21 protein-coding genes are annotated in these 22220 nt (G+C 62.3%); 16 read left to right on the forward strand and 5 right to left on the reverse strand.

The features are described 5' to 3' along the window. Nucleotides 1–255 precede the first annotated feature (255 nt). Complete coding sequence (locus tag AB3G35_RS10065; RefSeq protein ID WP_095040159.1) at nt 256–1635, forward strand: glutamine synthetase family protein; 1380 nt, start codon at nt 256–258, stop codon at nt 1633–1635. A gap of 184 nt (nt 1636–1819) precedes the next feature. Then, nucleotides 1820–2470 carry a class I SAM-dependent methyltransferase gene (locus tag AB3G35_RS10070; protein ID WP_369782601.1) on the forward strand — a complete coding sequence of 217 codons (651 nt, stop codon included), beginning with the start codon at nt 1820–1822 and terminating at the stop codon, nt 2468–2470. Here AB3G35_RS10070 and ampC read toward each other — a convergent pair. After that, nucleotides 2467–3627 (reverse strand): class C beta-lactamase, encoded by a 1161-nt coding sequence (gene ampC / locus AB3G35_RS10075; RefSeq protein WP_106117372.1) that lies wholly within the window; start codon nt 3625–3627, stop codon nt 2467–2469. The genes AB3G35_RS10070 and ampC overlap by 4 nt on opposite strands. A gap of 254 nt (nt 3628–3881) precedes the next feature. On the opposite strand from ampC, the gene rnd reads away from it, so the two are divergent. The 3 genes from rnd (at nt 3882) to AB3G35_RS10090 (ending at nt 6364) form a co-directional block, all read left to right on the forward strand. Next, nucleotides 3882–5015 carry a ribonuclease D gene (gene rnd / locus AB3G35_RS10080; RefSeq protein ID WP_016780092.1) on the forward strand — a complete coding sequence of 378 codons (1134 nt, stop codon included), beginning with the start codon at nt 3882–3884 and terminating at the stop codon, nt 5013–5015. Then, on the forward strand, nt 5012–5305 hold the full coding sequence (locus AB3G35_RS10085; protein ID WP_016780093.1) for a YcgL domain-containing protein: 294 nt from the start codon (nt 5012–5014) through the stop codon (nt 5303–5305). The genes rnd and AB3G35_RS10085 overlap by 4 nt, the downstream gene beginning before the upstream one ends. 126 nt (nt 5306–5431) lie before the next feature. Next, on the forward strand, nt 5432–6364 hold the full coding sequence (locus AB3G35_RS10090) for a D-2-hydroxyacid dehydrogenase (protein WP_106117370.1): 933 nt from the start codon (nt 5432–5434) through the stop codon (nt 6362–6364). Nucleotides 6365–6465: 101 nt separating this feature from the next. On the opposite strand, the gene AB3G35_RS10095 is transcribed toward AB3G35_RS10090, so the two are convergent. Then, entirely contained in the window at nt 6466–7059 is a 594-nt protein-coding gene (locus AB3G35_RS10095; protein WP_016780095.1) for a nitroreductase family protein, read from the reverse strand. A gap of 155 nt (nt 7060–7214) precedes the next feature. On the opposite strand from AB3G35_RS10095, the gene AB3G35_RS10100 reads away from it, so the two are divergent. The 8 genes from AB3G35_RS10100 to AB3G35_RS10135 all read left to right on the forward strand — a co-directional run bounded on the left by AB3G35_RS10100 (nt 7215) and on the right by AB3G35_RS10135 (nt 17111). Further along, complete coding sequence (locus AB3G35_RS10100) at nt 7215–7664, forward strand: YcgN family cysteine cluster protein (RefSeq protein WP_016780096.1); 450 nt, start codon at nt 7215–7217, stop codon at nt 7662–7664. A gap of 28 nt (nt 7665–7692) precedes the next feature. Then, complete coding sequence (locus tag AB3G35_RS10105) at nt 7693–8925, forward strand: hypothetical protein (RefSeq protein WP_369782603.1); 1233 nt, start codon at nt 7693–7695, stop codon at nt 8923–8925. A gap of 222 nt (nt 8926–9147) precedes the next feature. Then, nucleotides 9148–9237 carry a K(+)-transporting ATPase subunit F gene (kdpF, locus tag AB3G35_RS10110; RefSeq protein WP_016780098.1) on the forward strand — a complete coding sequence of 30 codons (90 nt, stop codon included), beginning with the start codon at nt 9148–9150 and terminating at the stop codon, nt 9235–9237. An 8-nt stretch (nt 9238–9245) separates the two neighbouring features. Beyond that, the gene (gene kdpA / locus AB3G35_RS10115; protein ID WP_369782604.1) at nt 9246–10940 is read left to right on the forward strand and encodes a potassium-transporting ATPase subunit KdpA; all 1695 of its coding nucleotides are present in this window, start codon (nt 9246–9248) and stop codon (nt 10938–10940) included. 10 nt (nt 10941–10950) lie between these two features. Continuing rightward, the gene (kdpB, locus tag AB3G35_RS10120; RefSeq protein ID WP_369782606.1) at nt 10951–13014 is read left to right on the forward strand and encodes a potassium-transporting ATPase subunit KdpB; all 2064 of its coding nucleotides are present in this window, start codon (nt 10951–10953) and stop codon (nt 13012–13014) included. Nucleotides 13015–13032: 18 nt separating this feature from the next. Continuing rightward, nucleotides 13033–13584, forward strand: a complete 552-nt coding sequence (kdpC, locus tag AB3G35_RS10125; protein WP_203304159.1) for a potassium-transporting ATPase subunit KdpC — start codon at nt 13033–13035, stop codon at nt 13582–13584. Between the two features lie 122 nt (nt 13585–13706). Beyond that, complete coding sequence (locus AB3G35_RS10130; protein WP_134051045.1) at nt 13707–16373, forward strand: sensor histidine kinase KdpD; 2667 nt, start codon at nt 13707–13709, stop codon at nt 16371–16373. 36 nt (nt 16374–16409) lie between these two features. Beyond that, nucleotides 16410–17111, forward strand: coding sequence for a response regulator (locus tag AB3G35_RS10135; RefSeq protein ID WP_369782607.1), 702 nt, complete (start codon nt 16410–16412; stop codon nt 17109–17111). Here the strand turns inward: AB3G35_RS10135 and AB3G35_RS10140 are convergent. Next, on the reverse strand, nt 17078–18115 hold the full coding sequence (locus tag AB3G35_RS10140; protein ID WP_106117362.1) for a patatin-like phospholipase family protein: 1038 nt from the start codon (nt 18113–18115) through the stop codon (nt 17078–17080). The genes AB3G35_RS10135 and AB3G35_RS10140 overlap by 34 nt on opposite strands. Nucleotides 18116–18308: 193 nt before the next feature. Here AB3G35_RS10140 and AB3G35_RS10145 point away from each other — a divergent pair, with 193 nt between their 5' ends. The 3 genes from AB3G35_RS10145 to AB3G35_RS10155 all read left to right on the forward strand — a co-directional run bounded on the left by AB3G35_RS10145 (nt 18309) and on the right by AB3G35_RS10155 (nt 20258). Then, a complete protein-coding gene (locus tag AB3G35_RS10145; RefSeq protein ID WP_016780105.1) occupies nt 18309–18587 on the forward strand; it encodes a hypothetical protein in 279 nt (92 codons plus the stop codon). 28 nt (nt 18588–18615) lie between these two features. After that, complete coding sequence (locus AB3G35_RS10150; RefSeq protein ID WP_088379354.1) at nt 18616–19383, forward strand: CHAD domain-containing protein; 768 nt, start codon at nt 18616–18618, stop codon at nt 19381–19383. A 77-nt stretch (nt 19384–19460) separates the two neighbouring features. Then, nucleotides 19461–20258 carry an acyl-CoA thioesterase II gene (locus AB3G35_RS10155; RefSeq protein ID WP_086796140.1) on the forward strand — a complete coding sequence of 266 codons (798 nt, stop codon included), beginning with the start codon at nt 19461–19463 and terminating at the stop codon, nt 20256–20258. Here AB3G35_RS10155 and AB3G35_RS10160 read toward each other — a convergent pair whose 3' ends face one another. Together AB3G35_RS10160 and AB3G35_RS10165 are read right to left on the reverse strand one after the other, a co-directional pair. Then, the gene (locus AB3G35_RS10160; protein WP_016780108.1) at nt 20259–20516 is read right to left on the reverse strand and encodes a hypothetical protein; all 258 of its coding nucleotides are present in this window, start codon (nt 20514–20516) and stop codon (nt 20259–20261) included. It abuts the gene before it with no gap. A gap of 99 nt (nt 20517–20615) precedes the next feature. Continuing rightward, a complete protein-coding gene (locus tag AB3G35_RS10165) occupies nt 20616–22097 on the reverse strand; it encodes a methyl-accepting chemotaxis protein (RefSeq protein WP_095040149.1) in 1482 nt (493 codons plus the stop codon). Nucleotides 22098–22220: the final 123 nt, after the last annotated feature.

Genomic DNA, 22220 nt, shown 5'->3' on the forward strand with positions numbered 1-22220 from the left:
AGAGTGGGGCGTATGTTTAGCGCCGATGTAACCAAAGGTATAAAACCCTGCATTTAAACAACCGACCCGGGCGTGTGAGGCTGGGTTCCCTTTTTGGCAACGGTTGCAGGTATGAGCAGCACTCAGTGCCCCTGGCAGGCCTTTTGGGCCTTGTTTCACTGCCGTCATGCCCGCCCGCCGGATCTTGTCGCCCCGTCAAATCCTGAATGACTGCGCCCCCGTGCGCCTTTCTGATACGAGCCGATGAGTATTGCCATGAGTGCCACAACCGCCTTTGCCCCGTTGCAAGAAGCCCTGGATTTTCTGCAACTGAACCCGGACATCGAGATGTTCGAGCTGTTTATCATCGACAACAACGGTGTGCCCCGAGGCAAGTTGCTGCACCGTGACGAGCTGCTGGCGGTCTATGAAAGCGGGCGGCCGTTGCCCAGCACGATCCTGGGCTTGAGCATCAATGGCGATGATGTGGAGAACACCGGGCTGGTGTGGGATGTGGGCGATATCGACTGCCGCGCCTACCCGATCAGTGGCAGTTTGCAGCGCATGCCGTGGCGCCTGATACCGACAGCGGCGGTGCAGGTCAGTATGCACCCGCAGCAGGGCATGCCCGCCACGGTGGCCGACCCCAGGCACTTGCTGGCCCGGGTGATCGACGATCTCAAGGCCGACGGTTATTACCCGGTGATGGCCGCCGAGCTGGAGTTTTATCTGCTCGACCAGCAGCGTGACAGCAACGGCCGCCCGCAACCGGCCCGCGATGCCGATGGCCAGCGTCCGCGAGCAACCCAGGTCTACGGCCTGCGCGAGCTGGAGCAGATCGAGCCATTCCTTGCCGATCTGTACAGCGCCTGCAAGCTCCAGGGGATACCTGCGCGCACGGCAATTTCCGAATATGCGCCGGGGCAGGTGGAAATCACCCTGGAGCACCGCAGCGATGCCTTGCAGGCGATGGACGAAGCGGTGCGCTACAAGCGTCTGGTCAAGGGCGTGGCGCACAAGCACGGCATGCAGGCCTGTTTCATGGCCAAGCCCTTCGATGATCTGGCTGGCACCGGCATGCATATGCATGTGAGCCTGGCCGACAAGCACGGCAACAACCTGTTTGCCAGCGAAGCACCAGAGGGCACGCCGTTGCTCAAGCAGGCGGTGGGCGGCATGCTCAGCACCTTGCTCGATTCGTTATTGATGTTTTGCCCCAATGCCAACTCCTATCGCCGTTTCCAGAGCAACAGCTATGCGCCGCTGGCTGCAACATGGGGCGTGGACAATCGCACGGTGAGTTTGCGGGTGCCGGGCGGTCCGGCTTTTTCGCGGCATATCGAGCACCGCATCTGTGGCGCCGATGCCAACCCGTATCTGGCTGCAGCGGCCATTCTGGCCGGGATTCATCGCGGCATTCGCCAGCAGATGGACCCGGGTGCGCCGGTTGAAGGCAACGGCTATGCCCAGGCCAGCGAGCGGCTGCCCACCGACTGGCTGACCACCTTGCGGGCGCTCAAGGGGTCAGAGTGGGCAAAGGAAGCGTTTGGGGCGCCATTTTTGAAGGTGTACCTGGCAGTCAAACATTCGGAGTATCGCCAGTTTATGGGCGAGGTGGGGGAGCAGGACTGGCGCTGGTATTTGCAGCAGGCTTGACCTGTGGGAACGGGCTTGCTCGCGATGCGGTGAGGCGATTTGTCTGAGTAAACGGGGCCATTCAATCGCGAGCAAGTCCGCTCCAACCGCGCCATGTCTATTTTCATGGATTTCTGACAATTTTTTCACTGGCGCCCCGTTAATCTCTGTGTCGATCATCATCAAACACAAGAGTTCGCGGACCATGTCGTCGCAGCCACCTTCCACCCCGATTGAGCATGAGTTCGCCGAGCGTTATGACCGCGAGCATGCGAAGGTTTGCCAGCAGGCACAGCCGCAAGGCTTTGTGCGCAGGCTGGCGTTGTGGCGCGAACGGCGCCTGGTGCGCCGGGCGCTCAAGGTCGCGGGCGAGCCCGGCCTTATCCTCGATCTGGCCTGCGGCGCCGGGCGTTACTGGCCGGTGCTGGCCGAGCACGGCAACCGGGTGATCCTGGCCTGCGATTCATCCCGGGACATGCTCAGTCATGCCCAGACCCACCATCCCGCCAGCTTGCTGGCGCGCATCAAGCTGTTCCAGAGCTCGGTGTTTTCCATTGATATTTCGGAAAACGCGGTGGACTGCATTTTTTGCATGCAGCTGTTTCATCATGTGCGTGACATTGATCATCGCCTGGCTATTTTGCGCGAGTTGCACCGGGTGAGCCGTGACAGCCTGATCCTGTCAGTCACCCTTGGTCGCCCCGCGGGGCAACCCCAGGACCCGCAACCCATCGTGGTGAGCAAGGACGAGATTGAAGCCCAGTTTGAGCTGGCCGGCTTCAGCATCCTCAAACAGTATGAGGTGCTGCCCGGCTGTGGCCTGGGCAGCATCTACATCTTGCGCAAAGACACTTAATCTGCGGCTTTGAGGATCTTGTAGGCCAACTCGACCCGTGCGTCGTTGGGGTAGTTCTTGTTGGCCAGGATCACGATCGCTTTTTGCTCCGCCGGCACAAACACAGCGTAGCCACCAAAGCCTGAAGTAGAACCGGTCTTGTTGACCCAAACCGCTTGCTGGGGGGGCAAAGGCGGGTTCAGGGCAATGGCACCATTGTTCTCATAGGCCATCTTGTTCGAGTTGCCCACCAGTAGCGATTTGAGTTCGACCGGATAAGGGTACTGTTCCCATATCAGGTCCTGTGTCATGGGGCCTATGCGGAAGTAACCGGTGTGGGTGTCATTCAGGGCCTTGCGCAGCAACGGGCTGGCTTCACCCCTGCCCAGGTTCAGTTCGGTAAAGTGGATCAGGTCGCGGGCTGTGGTCTTCAAGCCGTAGGCTTCATTGCCCAGTACGCCTGAGTTGAGCCGAACCGGTGCATCCTGCTTGTCGTAACCCTGGGCATACAGCGCCATTTTGCCTTCGGGGACAGTGTAGTAACTGCTTGTGAGGCCCAGTTCCGGAAACAGTTGCTGCTCCATGACCTGGGTAAACGGCAGGTCCAGGCTTTTGGCGGCAATTACGCCGAGCATGCCGATGCTGGGGTTGGCATAGCTGCGCTGGGTGCCGGTCGGGTACACCGGCCTCCAGTCCTTGAGATAATCCATCAGTTGGAGTTCGTTCTGCACGCTGTCCGGGACTTGCAAGGGGAACCCGCCGGCCGTATGGGTGGCCAGGTGAGTCAGTGCTACCTTGCCAAAGGGCGTGCCCTGAAGTTGCGGCTCGTAGTTGCCGACGGTGTCGCTCAGAGACAGCTTGCCTTGGGCCTGGGCATAGGTGGCCAGGGTGGCGGTAAACGCCTTGCTGATGGAGCCGACTTCAAACAGCGTGTCAGGGGTGACGGGGGCGTTGGTGGCCTTTGATGCCACGCCAAAGGTGTAAAACTGTTGCTTGCCGTTAACGCTCACCGCAATGACCAGGCCGGGCACGTTGTAACGTTGCATGACTTGTTTGGCACCGTCTTGCACAACGGCCTCGATGTTGGGGGCGGTCTGTTCAGCCCAGGCGACGTTGGCGAACGCGCTCAGGCCTGCCAGTGAAAGCGCAACAGCTGACAGTTTGCGGGGCATATGCATGGGGTCATCCTCGGTTCTTATAGGGCGTAAATCTACGCGTGTCCTCGCGCGGTGGCCCATCAGGCTTGTCACATAATGTGTTGTAACAAAACCGTTTTGAGGGGAAATCGAGCAGCCTACAACTAAAAACAGTAAGTGGCTGCAGGTTTTAGATTGAAACTTCGTAGGCTTTTTCGCGTACAACGTGTCGAGTCAGTCTCCGGAAATCCCTGGCGGCGATATATACTGCGCGCCATTCTTCAAGGGAGAGCCGTGTGGCCATCGATATTCACTGGATTCGCGACAACGATAGCCTCGGCCAACATTGCGCCGAATGGCAACAATTGCCGTTCGTAGCCCTCGACACCGAATTTATGCGGGTCGATACCTTTTACCCGATTGCCGGCCTGATCCAGATTGGCGACGGCACCCGGGCGTACCTGATCGACCCGTTGACCATCGACGACTGGCAACCCCTGGCCGCCTTGCTGGAAAACCAGGCGGTGGTCAAAGTGCTGCACGCCTGCAGCGAAGACCTTGAGGTGTTGCTGCGCCTGACCGGCAGCCTGCCCGTGCCGTTGTTCGACACCCAGCTTGCCGCAGCCTACCTGAACCTGGGCTTCTCGATGGGCTATTCGCGCCTGGTCAAGGAAGTGCTGGACATCGACCTGCCCAAGGGCGAGACCCGCTCCGACTGGCTGCAGCGCCCGCTGTCGGAAACCCAGATCAGCTACGCCGCCGAAGATGCCGTGCACCTGGCCGAAGTCTACAAGTTGCTGCACCCGCGCCTGTCGGCCGACAAGTACAACTGGGTGCTGGAAGATGGCGCCGAACTGGTCGCCAACCTGCGCCGCGAAACAGACCCCTACGAGGTGTACCGCGACGCCAAGCTGGCCTGGAAACTGTCACGGGCGCAACTGGCGGTACTGCGTGAAATCTGCGCCTGGCGCGAGCACGAAGCCCGTGCCCGGGACCTGCCGCGCAATCGGGTGATTCGTGAACACGCCTTGTGGCCTTTGGCCAAGACCCAACCCGACAACTTGGTGGCGCTGGCGCGTATCGAAGACATGCACCCGCGTACCGTGCGTCAGGACGGCGAGTTTTTGCTTGATCTGATCAAGCGTGCTGGCAGTCTACCGCCGGAGCAATGGCCGCCTGCCGTGCCCGAGCCGTTGCCGGTTGAGGCCGCGCTGCTGATCAAGCGCCTGCGAGCCATCGGCCAGGCCGAGGCCGAGCGCCTGAACATCGCGCCGGAACTGATGCTGCGCAAGAAAACCCTGGAAGCCCTGCTTAAAAGTGGCTTCCCCAATGGCCCTTATCAATTGCCGGACTCACTGCGCGGCTGGCGCCGTGAGCTGATGGGCCAGGCCTTGCTCGATTGCCTGGCCACCGCTGGAGAACCGTCTTGAAACGTATTTGCTCGATCTACCGCAGCACCAAACGCAACGAAATGTACCTGTATGTGCTCAAGGCCGATGCCCTGGAGCGCGTGCCGGAAACCCTGATGCTGGCGTTCGGCAAGGCGATCCATGCCTTTGACCTGGTGCTGACGCCGGAGCGTAAGCTGTCGCGTGAAGACATCACCAAGGTGCTGGAAAACCTGGAGACCCAGGGCTACCACCTGCAAATGCCACCTGCCGAAGACGAATACATCGAGCACTTGCCCGAAGAGCTGTTGCGTCGCAACGACCCGATGTAAGTGCAGCGCCAGGTGCCCGGTTCCGGGCGCCTGTCTGAAACGGACTCATTTTGATTGGCGGTGCCCGAACGCGCCGGGGCAAACCCCGGCGGCGGGCGCTGGCAGTGTTCTGGAAAGGTTGCAAACATGCGCGTCCTGATTGCCGAGAACGATTACCCGCTCTACACCCAACTGCTGCAACGCCTTGCCCCCGATCTTGAGGTGCACTCCAGCGGCGACTCCGAGCAATTGTCACGCATGGCTGGCGAGTGCCCGGTGTGGCTGGGCCAGCCGGACCTGCTGGCTACCTTGATGCGTCAGGGCCACAAGCCTGCGTGGTTGCAGTCGACCTGGGCGGGGATTACGCCGTTGCTGGCCGATGGCCTTAACCGTGATTACCGGCTGACCCGTGCGGTGGGGATTTTTGGTCAGGTGATGGCCGAGTACGTATTGACGTACATGCTGGGCCACGAGCGTGAAGTCATGGCCCGGCTGGTCAGCCAGGTCGAGCGCAAGTGGGATAACCGCATGGGCCAGAGCCTAGTAGGGCGCAAGGTGCTGATTGTCGGGGCCGGGGATATTGGCCAGACCGTGGCGAAGTTTCTGCTGCCTTTTGGCGTCGAGTTGTATGCCATTGCCAATACCCCCCGTGAACTGGCGCCGTTCCAGGAAGTGGGCGTGCTGAGCGATTTGCCGCGCCTGGTCGGGCAGGTGGATTACGTGATCAACCTGCTGCCCAATACCCCGGACACCCATGATGTGTACGATGCCGAGCTGTTTGCGCAGTTCAACCCCAATGCCGTGTTTATCAATGCCGGGCGTGGCGTGGCCGTGGTCGATGCTGACCTGGTCGAGGCCTTGCGCGTGGGGCATCTGGCGGGGGCGGTGATTGACGTATGCCGTCAGGAGCCGTTGCCGGCCAAGCACCCGTTCTGGACCGCCTGGGGCTTGCTGCTGACCGGTCATAGTTCGGCGCCGACTTCGCCGCCGATGATGGTGCAGTTGTTTGTCGACAACCTGCGGGCCTATCAGGCAGGTGAGCCATTGCGTGGCGAAGTGGATTTCGACCGCGGGTATTGAAACCTGTGGGAGCGGGCTTGCTCGCGATGCAGGCGACGCGGTCTATTCGGTAAATCGCGTCGAAGCCATCGCGAGCAAGCTCGCTCCCACAAAGGGCCGGGTTACAGGCTGAAATCACCCTCAGCCACCAGCTTGCTCAGCGGTTCGCGCTGGCTTGGCACTTCCTTGGCTTGCAGGTAGTCCACCAGGCTCGACTTGTCGCCGATCTTGCCGATCGCAACCATCGCCTGGACCTGGTAGCCCTCAGGGATTTTCAGTTCCTGGCGCGCGCGCTCAAAATCCAGCCCGCTCATGCCGTGGGTATGCCAGCCGCTCAAGTGCGCCTGCAGGGCCAGGTGGCCCCAGGCTGCGCCAGTATCAAAGGCATGGGTCGGGGCCGGTTTTTCTTCGGTGGTGCCGGGGGCCGCGAAAGTAGTCTTGGACACAATCACCACCAGGGCCGCCGCATGCTTGGCCCAACCCTGGTTGAACTCCACCAGCAGGCTCAGGTAGCGGTCGAATTCCGGGGTGCCGCGCAGGGCGAACAGAAAACGCCAGGGTTGTGCGTTGTAGGCCGACGGCGCCCAGCGTGCAGCTTCAAAAAAGCTCAGCAGGGTGGCCTTGTCGATGGTCGCGTCGGTAAAGGCGCGGGGCGACCAGCGCTGGGTAAATTGCTCGTGAATGCTGTGATCGGCTTTGCGGCTGCTAGCGGGCATGGCGGTTTCCTGAGGTAAATGTAACGGCTCAATTCAGCGGCTAAAACTACTGGGATGCCGTCAAGCTGACAAGTCTGACGACAAGCCCTTGGCCCGCGGGGCCTTGGGCACTAGACTGGCGGCCTTTTCCACTCCCTGATGTTGATGTTTGAACCATGGCCGCAATCGTTGAACCGTTCTGGATCCGCAAGACCCTCGATCAACTTGATCAAGAGGAATGGGAGTCGCTGTGCGACGGCTGCGGGTTGTGCTGCTTGCAAAAGCTCGAAGATGAAGACGACAACAGCGTCTACTACACGCGCATCGCCTGCAAGCTGCTCGACCTGAAGACGTGCCAGTGCACTGACTACCCCAACCGTCGTGATTCAGTCCCGGACTGCATTCAACTGTCGCCGGGCAAGGCCGAAGAGTTCAAGTGGCTGCCGCCGACCTGCGGTTACCGGCTGGTGAGCGAGCGCAAGGATCTGCCGCTGTGGCATCACCTGGTGTGCGGCGACCCGGATGCTGTGCACCATGAACGCATTTCACAGTCAGGGCGCATGCTGGCCGAAGGCAGCGTGCCGGAAGACGACTGGGAAGATCATCTGATTTTCCGCGCCGGCTAAGTGCCGGAGCGGTTAGCAAGGAGCGTATATGCCGCTGCGTTACACATTGCCCCTGGGTTTGCTGCTGTTGCTGGCGGCGGGCCCGCTGTGGGCGGCGCAAAGAGTTGCGCTCGACTATCACGTACAGTTGCTGCCCAAAAGCGATCAGGCCGAGGTGCGGATCACCCTGGCCGAAGGGGCAGCCGTGCGCAGCCTGGACTTCGACCTGGGCGCGCCGGGCAGTTACAGCGATTTCAAGGCCGACGGGCAATGGCAACTGAGCACTGACCCGGCACATAGCCGTGGCCTATGGCGCCCGGCATCGGGCAGTGCCAGCCTGAGTTACCGCGTGCGCCTGAGCCAGCCGCGCAAGAACGGCGCGTTCGACACCCGCATTACCCCTGACTGGGCGTTGATTCGCGGTGAACAACTGATCCCGCCTGCCAACCTTGACCAGCAGGATGGGGTCGAGCTGGTGTCGCGGCTTGAATTCGAACTGCCCAAAGGCTGGAAAAGCGTTGAAACCGCCTGGCCGCGTATCGGTAAAAATCGCTTTCGTATCGATGATGTGTCGCGTCTGTTTGACCGCCCCACCGGCTGGATGCTCGCGGGCAACCTGGGCAGCCGCCGCACCACCCTGGGCGAAACTGAAGTCACGGTCAGCGCGCCGAAGGGGCAGGGCATGCACCGTATGGATGTGCTGACCCTGCTGACGTTTGTCTGGCCGCAGGTGCAGGCGGTGTTCCCGCGTAACCCGCCCAAACTGTTGATCGTCGGTGCGGGCAGCCCGATGTGGAAAGGCAGCGCGGCAGCGCGCAACTCGATTTACCTCTATAGCGGTTTGCCGCTGGTCAGCGAGAGCGGCAGCAGCCCGCTGTTGCGTGAAGTGGTGCAGTTGTTCAGCGGCATCAATGACGAGCCGGGGCATGACTGGATCGGCGAGGGATTGAGCGAGTATTACGCCATTGAACTGCTGCGCCGCGCTGGCGGCATGAGCGACGAGCGTTACCAGACCCTGCAGCACAAGCTCAACGCTGCCGGTAAAAACGTCACCCGCCTGCGCGGCCAACAGGCCAACGCGGCAATGGTTGCGCGGGCAGTCACGCTGTTACAGGCACTGGACCGTGAAATCCGTTTGCAGACCCACAGCAAGCGCTCGCTGGATGATGTCAGTCAGGCGCTGATGCGCATGGACAAGGTCAACACCGCGAGCTTTATCCAGCTAAGCGAAAGCGTGCTGGGCGGCGCCTCCGAGGTACTGGACAGCCCGCTGTTGCGCTGACAGCCCCTTCCGTTTGTGGGAGCGGGCTTGCTCGCGATCGGATCGCTGCGGTTTGACCGGCACACCTCGTCGCCGCCATCGCGAGCAAGCCCGCTCCCACAGTGTTTGCCTGCTTTTTTACACCTTCTTTACGCCCCCGCATCCCTCTCGATCTCGATCCTTTACGGCCTGTTTACTCACACTCTCTCCATACGCGGCAGGTGCCGCCTGGGGAGAGTTGTCATGGGCATTCTGGATGGGGTGTCGCTGCTGCTGGCAGTGGCGCTGTTCGTTTATCTGCTGGTTGCGCTGTTGCGCGCAGACCGGAACTAGGAGCGGGTATGCACAGTTATGACTATGGGCTGATCCTCGCCTTTTTTGCCCTGGTGCTGTTGCCTGCACCCTGGCTGGGGCGTTTTTACTACAAAGTGATGGAAGGTCAGCGCACCTGGCTGAGCCCGGCTCTGGGGCCGGTCGAAAAAATCTGTTATCGCATCGCCGGGGTCGACCCGGCCACCGAGCAAAGCTGGCAGAAGTACACCCTGGCCCTGCTGGTGTTCAACCTGATGGGCTTTGTGCTGTTGTTCGCCATTTTGCTGTTCCAGCAGTACCTGCCACTCAACCCCCAGCAGTTGCCGGGGCAGGAGTGGACGCAAGCGTTCAACACCGCGGTGAGTTTTGTCACCAACACCAACTGGCAGAGCTACAGCGGTGAAGCGACCCTTAGTTACTTCAGCCAGATGGCCGGGCTGACCGTGCAGAATTTTGTCAGCGCCGCCACCGGCCTGGCCGTGCTGGTTGCCTTGTGCCGTGGTATCAGCCGTCGCTCGGCGCACACGCTGGGTAACTTCTGGGTCGACATGACCCGCGCCACCCTCTACGGCCTGCTGCCGCTGTGTCTGGTGCTGGCGTTGCTGCTGGTGTGGCAGGGCGTGCCGCAAACCTTCGCCCATTACGTCAATGCCTTGACGATGCAGGGCACGGATCAAGTGATCCCGCTGGGCCCGGCTGCCAGCCAGATTGCGATCAAGCAACTGGGCACCAACGGCGGCGGCTTTTTCGGTGTGAACTCGGCGCATCCGTTCGAGAACCCGAGTGCCTGGAGCAACCTGTTCGAGCTGGCCTCGATCATCCTGATCCCGGTGGCACTGGTGTTCACCTTCGGTCATTACGTCAAGGACCTGCGCCAGAGCCGCGCAATCATCGCCTGTATGCTGGCCTTGTTCCTGATCGGCGGCGGTACGGCGCTGTATGCCGAGTACCAGCCGAACCCGGCACTCAACAGCCCGCTGGTTGAACAGAGCGCACCGCTGGAAGGCAAGGAAGCCCGCTTCGGCACCACCGGCAGCGTGTTGTGGACCGAAACCACGACCTCGGCCTCCAATGGCTCGGTCAACGCCATGCACGACAGCCTCAACCCGCTGACCGGGATGGTGGCGCTGGTCAACATGATGGTCGGCGAAGTGATCTTCGGCGGTGTCGGTGCCGGGCTCTACGGCATGTTGCTTAACGTGTTGATCGCGGTGTTTCTCGCCGGCCTGATGATCGGCCGCACCCCTGAATACCTGGGTAAAAAACTCCAGGCCAGGGAAGTCCAGCTGCTGGTGGTGACCTTGCTGGTGATGCCGGTGGGCGTGCTGGTGTTGGGTTCGATTGCCGCCGTGCTGCCCGGTGCCGTGGCCTCGGTGAGCAACCCCGGGCCCCACGGTTTCAGTCAGGTGCTGTACGCCTTTACTTCGGCCAGTGCCAACAACGGGTCGGCGTTTGCCGGGCTTAACGCCAACACACCGTTCTACAACCTGATGCTGGGCCTGGGCATGTTGATCGGGCGCTTCGGTTACATCCTGCCGGTGCTGGCATTGGCGGGCAGCCTGGCAATCAAGAAAAGTGCGCCCATTGGCCAGGACAGTTTCCCCACCCACGGCCCGCTGTTTGTCGCGCTGCTGACGGTGACCATCTTGCTGGTGGGCGGCCTGACCTTTTTGCCGACATTGGCCCTCGGCCCAATCGCCGAACAACTGACCCAGGGCTTCTGAGGAGACGATGATGAACATGCCTGCTCCTGTTTCAAAATTGACGCCCACCCCGCAAGCCAAAGCCGCGAACACCTCGTTCACTGCCATCTGGCGCCCGGCGCTGCTGCAAGCGTTCGTCAAGCTGGACCCGCGCCAGCTCAAGCGTTCGCCGGTAATGCTGGTGGTCGAACTGACCGCGATTTTCACCACCGTGCTGTGCTTTATGCCCGAGCCTGCGGTGTCCACCGGGGTGGCGGTGCAAATCGCCCTGTGGTTGTGGTTTACCGTGCTGTTCGCCAACTTTGCCGAAGCCCTGGCCGAAGGCCGCGGCAAGGCCCGCGCCGATAGCCTCAAGGCCGGCAGCGTGGGCTTGAGTGCCCGTCGGCGCACTGCCACCGGGGGCTTTGAGATCGTCCCTGCGACCCGCCTGCGCAAGGGTGATGTGGTGCGCGTCGAAGCGGGGGAGATGATCCCCGGCGACGGCGAGGTGATTGAAGGGATTGCCGCAGTCAACGAAGCGGCGATTACCGGTGAATCGGCCCCGGTGATCCGTGAGTCGGGCGGTGATCGCTCGGCGGTCACCGGCAACACGCGGCTGGTCAGTGACTGGTTGCTGGTGCAGATCAGCGCCAACCCCGGCGAGTCCACCCTGGACCGTATGATCGCCCTGGTCGAAGGCGCCAAGCGGCAGAAAACCCCCAACGAAATCGCCCTGGATATCCTGCTGATCGGCCTGACCCTGATCTTTCTGATTGTGGTCGTGACCTTGCAGCCGTTCGCATACTTTGCCGGTGGCAGCCTGCCGCTGGTGTTTCTGGTGGCGCTGCTGGTGACGTTAATCCCCACCACCATCGGCGGCTTGCTGTCGGCCATCGGCATTGCCGGCATGGACCGTCTGGTGCGCCTCAACGTCATCGCCAAATCCGGCCGTGCAGTGGAAGCGGCGGGGGATGTGCACGTGCTGATGCTCGACAAGACCGGCACCATCACTTTCGGCAACCGTCGTTGCACGGCGTTGTATGCCGCTCCCGGCGTGACCGCCAAAGAGCTGGCCGAGGGCGCATTGCGCGCCTCGCTGGCGGACGAGACGGCGGAGGGCAAGTCCATCGTCGAGTTTATTCGGGGCCAGTACAGCCTGCCCGAACTGTCTGCGTCCGATTTCACTGCAGTGCCGTTTACCGCTGAAACCCGCCTGTCGGGGATCGACTGCAACGGTCAGGTGTACCGCAAGGGGGCGGTGGATTCAGTACTGGCGTTTGTCGGCCTCAAACGCGGCGAGCTGTTGCCGGCCCTGTCCCGGGAAATCGACAAGATCGCCCAGAGTGGCGGCACGCCGTTGCTGGTGTGTGCCCAGGGCAAGTTGCTGGGGGCGATCCATCTCAAGGACGTGGTCAAGCCCGGTATTCGCGAGCGTTTTGCCGAGCTGCGCAAGCTCGGCATCCGCACCGTGATGGTGACGGGTGATAACCCGTTGACCGCCGCCGCGATTGCCGCTGAAGCCGGGGTGGACGACGTGCTGGCCGAGGCCACGCCGGAGAAAAAATTGGCGCGCATCCGCCATGAGCAGAATGACGGCCGTCTGGTAGCCATGTGCGGTGACGGCGCCAACGACGCCCCGGCCCTGGCCCAGGCCGATGTGGGCATGGCCATGAACGACGGCACCCAGGCTGCACGGGAAGCCGCGAACATGGTCGATCTGGACAGCGACCCTACCAAATTGCTGGACGTGGTGCAGATCGGCAAGGAGTTGCTGGTGACGCGTGGTGCATTGACCACGTTCTCGATTGCCAATGACGTGGCCAAGTACTTCGCGATCCTGCCGGCGCTGTTTGCCTCGATCTACCCACAGTTGGGCGTGCTCAACGTCATGGGCCTGAGCAGCCCGCAAAGCGCCATTTTGTCGGCCATCGTGTTCAACGCGCTGATCATCGTGGTGCTGATCCCGCTGGCGCTGCGTGGCGTACGGGTGCAGGCGGCCAGCGCCGCGCACCTGCTGCGGCGCAACCTGCTGATCTATGGCGTGGGCGGGCTGGTGGTGCCGTTTGTGGGCATCAAGCTGATCGACATGCTGCTGACGGCATTGCATCTGGTTTAAGCATTGGAGGGTTACACCATGACTACTTTTTTACGTCCGGCCCTGAGCCTGATGCTGTTGATGACCGCCGTTACCGGCGTGATCTACCCGCTGACCGTGACCGGCATTGCCCAACTGGCGTTCCCGGAACAGGCCAATGGCAGCCTAGTGCGTGACAGTGCCGGCAAGGTGCTGGGGTCGGCGCTGATTGCGCAGGAGTTCACTGGCGACGGCTGGTTCCACCCGCGGCCTTCGGCGGGGGCGTTTGCCACCGTGGCCAGTTCGGCCAGCAACCTGGCACCGAGCAACCCGGCACTGGCCACACGGGTCAAGGACAGTGCCGCCCAGCTTGCCGTGCCGGGCCAGGGGCCGGTACCCCTGGCGCTGCTGACCACCTCGGGCAGCGGGCTCGACCCGCACTTGCCACCAGAGGCAATACGCTATCAACTGGTACGGGTAGCTGCCGCTCGCAGCCTGCCGGTACAGGCTGTTGAACAACTGGTGGCGGAGCATATCGAGCAGCCGCTGGTGGGGCCGCCGGTGGTTAACGTGTTGCTGTTGAACCGGGCATTGGCGCAGCTCAATAACTGACACCTCCATGAGTGGGAGCGGGCTTGCTCGCGATGGCAGCACTGCGGTGTATCTGGCGGACCGCATCGCTTGCATCGCGAGCAAGCCCGCTCCCACAGGTCGTACTGACACAGGAACATCACATGAATCATTCCGCCCGCGCCGATGCGCTGCTAGCCGATCTACCCCGCGCAGGCCGTGGCCGGCTCAAGGTGTTTCTCGGTGCGGCACCCGGCGTGGGCAAAACCTACGCGATGCTGCAGGCCGCCCACACTCAACTGCGCCAAGGTGTCGAAGTATTGGCGGGGGTGGTCGAAACCCACGGCAGGGCCGAAACTGAAGCCTTGCTCAACGGCCTGTCCCAGCAACCCATGCTTCGCTCGGAATACCGTGGCGTGCAGCTCGAAGAGATGGACCTGGACGGCTTGCTTGCAGCCAGGCCCAAGCTGGTGCTGGTCGATGAACTGGCCCACAGCAACGCCCCCGGCAGCCGGCATGCCAAGCGCTGGCAGGATGTGCAGGAACTGCTGGCCGCCGGTGTCGATGTCTACACCACGGTCAACGTCCAGCATCTGGAAAGCCTCAACGATCAGGTACGCGGGATCACCGGGGTGCAGGTGCGCGAAACCGTGCCCGACTGGGTGGTGCAGGAGGCCTACGAACTGCTGTTGATCGACCTGCCGCCGCGGGAACTGCTGGAGCGTCTGCGCGAGGGCAAGGTCTATGTGCCGGAGCAGGCGCGGGCGGCCATCGATGCGTTTTTCAGCCAGACCAACCTCAATGCCCTGCGCGAACTGGCGATGCAGACGGCTGCGGTGTATGTCGACGATGAACTGGACAAAGGCTACCGCCAGCAAGGCCAGGCTGCTCCGGCACTGCGCGGGCGTTTGCTGGTAGGGGTGGACGGTGACTTGCATGCCGAGCGCCTGGTACGCCACGCCAGCCGGGTGGCCGAGCGCAGGCATCTGCCGTGGAGCCTGGTGCATGTGGACAACGGCACGGTACGCGACGAGCAATCGCGCCTGCGCCTGCAAAGCGCCCAGCAACTGGCCGAGCGCCTGGGCGGGGAGGTGGTCGTACTGCGCGCCGGGGAAGTGGCGAAAACCCTGATCCAGCATGCCGGCGAACGCCGTGCCAGCCTGCTGCTGGTGGGGCAATCGCGGCTGACCTGGCGCCGTCGCCTGTTTGGTGGCGGGCTGGCGACGCGCTTGCTGCGCGATGCCCACGGCCTGGAAATCAACGTGCTCGACAATGAGCAATCGCCGCCCCCCACTGTCAGCCGCAACCCGCACTCGCTGGTGTGGTTCGACTACGGCCTGGCGCTGATTGCCACGGTACTGGCCAGTGCCCTGGCCTGGGGAGTGTCCAGCGTGCTGGCGCTGCCTAATATCTCCCTGGTGTTTCTCGCCGCCGTCTTGCTGGTGGCGGTGCGCAGCAGCCTGGGGCCGGCGCTGGCCTGTGCGGCGCTGTCGTTTCTGGCCTATGACTTTCTGTTTATCCCGCCTAATTTCTCGTTCAGCATCCAGCGCGAAGAAGATGTGCTGACCCTGCTGTTCTTTCTGCTGATGGCAGCGCTCACCGGCAAACTGGCGGCTCGCCAGCGTCGACAATTGCAGGTGTTGCGCGACACCCAGCAAGAGACCACCGAACTGCTCGACCTGTCGCGCAAGCTCACCGCCGCCACCGACCGCAAGGCCGTGGTCAGTGCTGCCGGGCAGCATTTGAGCGGCTGGAAAGAGCTGGATGTGTGCCTGCTCAACCGCGATGGCAATGGCGCATGGAACGTGGAGGCTGGCGGGCCGTTGCAGTTATCCGAAGCCGAGCGCGCCGCTGCGGACTGGGCCTGGAGCCATGATCAGCCCGCCGGCAAGGGCACGGGTACCTTGCCGATGGGGCGCTGGTGGTGGTGGCCGATCAGCGCCGAAGAAGGGCCGCTGGCCTTGCTCGGCGTATGCCCCAAAGCCGGGCAGCCGTTGAGCGGTCAGCGTCGGCGCTTGCTGATGGCCCTGAGCCAACCCCTGGCCCAGGCCCTGGCCCGTGCGCGTCTGGCCCAGGACCTGGAAGCGGCGCGCCTGCACGGTGAAACCGAGCAACTGCGCAGCGCGCTGCTGGCCTCGGTATCCCATGACTTGCGCACGCCGCTGACCAGCATGCGCGGCAGCATCGACACCTTGCTGGCGCTGGGTGAGGCCATCCCGCTGAGCGATCGCCGCGAGTTGCTCGAAGGCACCCGCGATGAGGCCGAGCGCCTGGACCGCTATATCCAGAACCTGCTCGACATGACCCGCCTGGGCCACGGCGCACTGAAACTGGCCCGTGACTGGGTGTCACCCGCCGATATTGCCGGCAGTGCCCTCAACCGCCTGCGTGCGGTGCTGGCGCCCTTGCAGGTGCAGGTGGATGTACCGGCGCAATTGCCGCTGCTGCATGTGCATGGTGCGTTGATCGAGCAGGCGCTGGTCAATGTGCTGGAAAACGCCGCGCGCTTTTCCCCGGCCCACGGCCACTTGCAGTTGACGGCCGGGGCCGATGACAGCGAGTTGTGGTTTGCCGTCAGTGACCAGGGGCCGGGGATTCCCGAGGAGGATCGGGCGAAGATTTTCGACATGTTCTACACCGCCGCCCGGGGTGATCGCGGCGGCCAGGGCACGGGCCTGGGGCTGGCGATCTGCATGGGCATGGTCGGCGCCCACGGCGGCCGCATCACGGTGGGCGAGGGCATCGGCGGGCAGGGCACTTGCATCACCCTGTATCTGCCGTTGAGCGCCCAGCCGGGCATGGACAATGAGGGGCCGGAGCATGAACACTGATATTCTTTGGCCACCCCCTTATTGCGACACGCAGCCATGAGCCAGAGCGCGACCATTTTGGTTATTGACGACGAACCGCAGATCCGCAAATTCCTGCGTATCAGCCTGGTGTCCCAGGGCTATACCGTGCTGGAGGCCGCCACCGGTGCCGACGGCCTGAGCCAGGCGGCGCTCAGGCAGCCCGATTTACTGGTGCTGGACCTGGGGTTACCGGACATGGACGGCCAACACGTGCTGCGCGAGTTTCGCGAGTGGTCCGGGGCACCGGTACTGGTGCTCTCGGTACGCGCCAGCGAAGCGCAAAAAGTCCAGGCGCTGGACGGTGGGGCCAACGATTATGTGACCAAGCCCTTTGGTATCCAGGAGTTTTTGGCGCGAATCAGGGCCTTGCTGCGCCAGGCCCCGGCCGGTGAAACCCGGGAGTCGGCTCTTGTACTTGGGCCGTTGACCGTGGATCTGGCGTTTCGCCGTGTGCTGCTCGATGGCATCGAGGTCGCACTGACCCGCAAGGAGTACGCCGTGTTGGCGCAACTGGCGCGCCATCCCGGGCGGGTCATCACCCAGCAGCAACTGCTCAAGGATATCTGGGGCCCGACCCATATCGAGAACAGCCATTACCTGCGCATCGTGGTTGGCCATCTGCGCCAGAAACTGGCGGATGACCCGACCCGGCCGCGGTTTATCGTGACCGAGGCCGGGGTGGGTTACCGGTTGTTGGACGCCGCGTCCTTTTCGTAGCGGTCCAGGGTATCCCGGGTAATGATCCGCCCCAGCTCGATCAGCTCGGCTGCTTTGTAAAACTCGAAAAACCGGCACACCCGCTTGGGCACGTTGATCAGGATATCGGGCGGGTAACCGGCAATCTTGTATTGCGCCAACGAGGTTTGCATCACCTCGAAACTCTGGTTGATCAAGTCCAGCAGTGAAGCCGGGCCCACGTTGTCGATAATCACCGAGCCGGTGGCTGACTTGGGCGAGCCTTCTTGCGCCCCGGGCCGCGCAGGTTGGGTGGAGTCCAGCCAGGGGTTTCTCTGTGGTTCCTCCAGGGGGCTAAGCATTTCCTGCTCCAGATTGAGCAGTTGCTCGGCGTGTTTGTTGCGAAACGGAATGCGTGAGCCCAGCGAACTCATCAGGTTGTCAAAACGCCCTTTAAAAGCCGCAGGCCGCTGGATAACCGGCAACTGGTAGTGGCTCTGAAGGGTCGAGCTGAGGTTGACGGCGACGATCAGGTCGCAGTGGCTGGACACCACCGGCACGATCGGCAGCGGGTTGAGCAGGCTGCCGTCCACCAGCATGCGATTGCCCTGCATCACTGGGGTAAACAGGCTGGGAATCGCTGCCGAGGCGCGCATGGCCTGGTGCAGGCAGCCTTCCTGGAACCAGATTTCCTGCTGGTGGGTAAGGTCGGTGGCCACGGCGGTGTAGGGGATGCGCAGATCTTCGATATTGATCTCGCCGACGATATTGCGGATCTGGCCGAAGACCTTTTCACCGCGAATTGCCCCCAGGCGAAAGCTGACATCCACAAGCCGCAACACATCGAGGTAGTCCAGGCTTTGAATCCAGTCGCGATACTGGTCAAGCTTGCCGGCGGCGTAAATGCCGCCGACCACCGCGCCCATTGAGCAGCCGGCGATACAGCCAATTTCATAACCCCGGCTTTCGAGTTCTTCAATGACGCCAATATGGGCATAGCCCCGGGCGCCACCGGAGCCCAATACCAATGCAATTGTTTTTTTCATGAGCGGCCCTTCCCCCTGACAGACACTCACAATGCCTTTTTGTTAAGTGTAGTGACAGCTTTGAGGATGAACCCGGATCCACGAGCTAGGCTAGGGCTGGCAAGTGAGGTTTTTTAGATGGGGATGTTGTGGCACTTTTATGCGGGTTGTTCGTCTGAGACTGCACTGAACATTCAATTCTTGAGGAAACACCATGAAAGCATGGATTTGTGTGCCGTTGATTGCCCTGGCATTGGCCGGTTGTGCGGGGACCAAAGCCTACCGTGACACCTGTGCCACCAACCTCGACGCGGCTTGGCACGAGCTGGACCTGGCCAAGGCAGAAGGTTTCGCCGGTACGGTCAGCTACTCCAAGGCCCTGTCCCTGCTGACCGCAGCCAAGACCCAGCAGCAATTCGAAGCCTTTGAGGGCTGCACCAAAAAAGCCGAAAAGGCGCGTTTCTATATTCGTGAATCCCGCGCCGGGCGTTGAGCCGTCGTGGTGAGAGGGGAGGGTGAGGATGTCTGAGCTGGTTGACCGGATAGTGGCCAATATTGCGCGTCTGGAGGTCAAGCTGTGGGCTTGCCAGGCGCGCCTGGAAGCCGATACGGACCCCGAGGCCCTGCACGACCTGCGCACCACGGTGCGCCGCTTGCGCAGCCTGCTGCGGCCCTTGCGCGGGCTGCCGGGGGTGGTGCAACTGGAAATGTCAGCGTCCCAGGTGGGCGTTCTGACCACGCCGTTGCGCGATCTTGAGGTACTGGCTGCCCATCTGCACAAGGCGGGCTACACCGGGCTGGCCCAACGGCGCTTGCAGCAGTTGGCCGGCAGTTATGCCCGGGTGGCGGACAGCGAACAACTGGCCCAGTTGCTGATGATCCTCGATGTGTTTCCACGTTTTTTGCGCGCGGCCGAGCGTGAAGGGCTGCTGCGCGGTTTGCGTCAACGGATCGAAAAGGTGCTGGATAAACAGTGGCAAACCCTGGAAAAAGCCCTTAATGACCCGGGCCATGACCGCCATCGCGTGCGTTTGTTGATCAAGCGCGTGCGCTATGCGGCCGAGGCTTATCCCGAGCTGAACCAGTTGCCGCCGCTGGTGCTGGCACGCCTCAAGGCTGCGCAACAGGCCCTGGGCGAATGGCACGATGCCTGGCAGTGGTTGCTGCAGGCTGGGCAACAGGCCGATCTGCAGCCGTGTGTCGCGCAGTGGCAGGCCACCCTGGAACACGGCGAAAAACGGGCTGACAAGGCACTGATCAAACTGAGTGCGGCGTGCTTTCACTCCTGATCTTTGGCCGATACGGCACTGTGCGGCGGCCCATGGATGGGTAGTATCCCGGCCTGTTTATCTGTTTCGAGGTGCTTATGCAGTTTCGCGAGTTGGTGGCGGCAGTGCGCCAAACCCCGCTGGACGTGACCATCCCGGCCGATTGGGGCCAGGGCCGTGCCAGCTTTGGTGGCCTGGTGGTGGCCCTGCAGTACGAAGCCATGCGCGCCCGCATCGCCCCCGAGCGGGCGTTGCGTTCGCTGGCGGTGAGTTTTGTCGGGCCGGTGGCAGCGGATGTGCCCATCCGTTTTGAGGTCGAGGTGTTGCGCGAGGGCAAGGCAGTTAGCCAGGTGCTGGGCCGTGCCCTGCAGGACGGTCAGGTGGTGACACTGGTGCAAGGCAGTTTTGGTGCATCCCGGCAGTCGGCGGCGAACGTGGAAGGCCTGCCGGCCCCTGAGATGAAGGCCGTCGAGGAGTGCCCGCTGTTACCCTATATCAAGGGCGTCACCCCTGAATTCATGCGGCACATGTCCATGGCCTGGGCTGTGGGGGCGCTGCCGTTTACTGGGCGAGGTACGCGGGAAATGGGCGGCTGGGTGCGTTTTGCCGGTGACGTGCAGGACGAGCCCCTGACCGAGACCCATTTGCTGGCGCTGGTCGATACCTGGCCACCTGCATTGCTGCCGTTGCTGAACAAACCCACAGCAGGCAGCACGCTGACCTGGACCATCGAGTTTGTGCAGCCCCTGCCAACGGTCAGCACCCTTGAGTGGTGCAAGTACCTGGCAGTCATCGAGCATGCGCGGGATGGCTACGGCCATGTGGCCGCCAACCTGTGGGGCCCTGGCGGCGAGTTGATTGCGCTCAGCCGCCAGACCGTAGCCGTGTTCGGCTGATCAGAAGGTCTGGCTGTTGTCGGTCTTGCTGCTGTGTTTGTGGCCCTGGCGTTGCAGGATCAGGGCCGCAAACAGGGCAACCAGACCGATTACCGCGCTGGTAGCGTTTTCACTGAAGACGCCCGACACCAGCAGCAGAAATGCCACCACCATCATCGGCACGGCAATCAGGTTGATTGCCTGATGCCCAGTGTTTTGCTGGCTCTGCGGGTTGGAGCGCCATTGCCAGGCGGGTAAGTTTGGATGACGTTTGCCCATGATTGCTCTCCTTGTTCGAGGGTTCAGCCTGGGCTGAACCGGATAAACAAATCATAGATTCAGGGCCGCCTTGCGGCGAATCAACAATGGCTATTGGCCTTATAGCTTTAGTTGACCGATTGCCCGGTTCAACTCGCCGGCCAGGGTGGCCAGCTCATTGCTGGTGGTGGCCGAATCGACGGTCTGTTGCACGGTGTTTTCGGTCACGTCACGAATGCTCACCACCGCCCGGTTCATCTCTTCGGCCACCTGGCTTTGCTGCTCGGCTGCCACGGCAATCTGGGTGTTGCTTTCGCGCATTTGCGCCACCGCGTGGGTGATCTCGGCCAGTGCCGCGCCGGCTTCCTGGGCCTGCTGCACGCAGTCGTCGGCCTTGAACGAGCTTTCCTGCATAAAGTCCACGGCATCACGGGTACCGGCCTGCAGGGCCGAGACCATGGCGGTGATTTCATCCGTGGAGGTCTGCACGCGCTTGGCCAGGTGCCGCACTTCATCGGCGACCACGGCAAAGCCGCGACCCATTTCCCCTGCGCGGGCGGCTTCAATGGCGGCGTTAAGGGCCAGCAGGTTGGTCTGCTCGGCAATGCTGTGGATCACGCTGACTACGCCGTTGATTTTCTGGCTGTCCTGGGCCAGTTGCTGAATCATCTCGGCGGTGGTTTGCACCCCGGTGGACAGGCTGGCGATTGACTGTTGCACGCGGCTGACCACCTGCTGACCACTGCCAGCCAGGTTGTCTGCGGTTTGCGACAGGTCGCGGGTAGCGCCGGCGTGTTGCGCGATATGGTAAACCGTGGCCGACATTTCATTGATCGCGGTGGCAGCCTGGTCGGTTTCGCTTTGCTGACCGAGCATGCCGTGGCGTACCTCGTCCATGCTGCTGGCCAGGCGGGCGGCACCGGCGTCCAGTTGCGCGGCCGTTTGGGCCACGGTGTTCACGACCCGCTGGTAACCGGCCTGCATGGCATTGAAGGCGCTGGCCATCTGCCCGACTTCATCGGTACAGGCCAGCGGCACCCGGGCGGACAAGTCGCCGGTTTTCTCCACATGCAGCATGACGTCTTTGAGGGTGTTGAGCTGGCTGAGCAAAAAGCGGATCAGCAACTGCGAGGCGCAGAGCATGGCCAGCATCAGTATCAGCACGGCGGCGGCATAGTTGGGCAGCCGCTCGACAAACACCTGGGCCAGGCTGGGTGTTTGGGCCAGCACGGCGATTGTTTGCCCGTCGTCGCGGGTCAGCACATCTGCGCCCAGCAGCAGGTCGCGACCAAACAAGGGCATGGGGTTGATCGATACCCAGCCGTTGGCGTTGCTCAACTGGGGCAGGGGCTGGCCGCTGATCGTGGGGACTTGCCCGGGTTCGAGGCGCAGCAGTTGGCTGGCCTCGGGCAAGGGCTGCCCGGAGGGCCAGGCACTGAGCAATTGCGCCTGGGCCTGGGCGTTGGCCTGCGCAGCACGGCTGCGCGATTGCTGCTCAAGCTGCACGGCGTAGAGCACCAGCAGCAGCGTGGTGACAAACGCCACCGCGTTGACAGCCCAGAATTTGTATTTCAGCGAGATGTTGCTAAGCCAGGTGCCCATGGGAGGTCTTCTCTGAGTTGGCGCAAACAATATTGGCAAGGTGCCATCATTGTGCCGCTATTCAGTGACGATCTTGTTGATGTGGGTCAAAAGAGACACTGTGTGGGAGCGGGCTTGCCCGCG

This window comes from Pseudomonas sp. WC2401 (genome assembly GCF_041200115.1).
Lineage (GTDB): Bacteria > Pseudomonadota > Gammaproteobacteria > Pseudomonadales > Pseudomonadaceae > Aquipseudomonas > Aquipseudomonas fragi.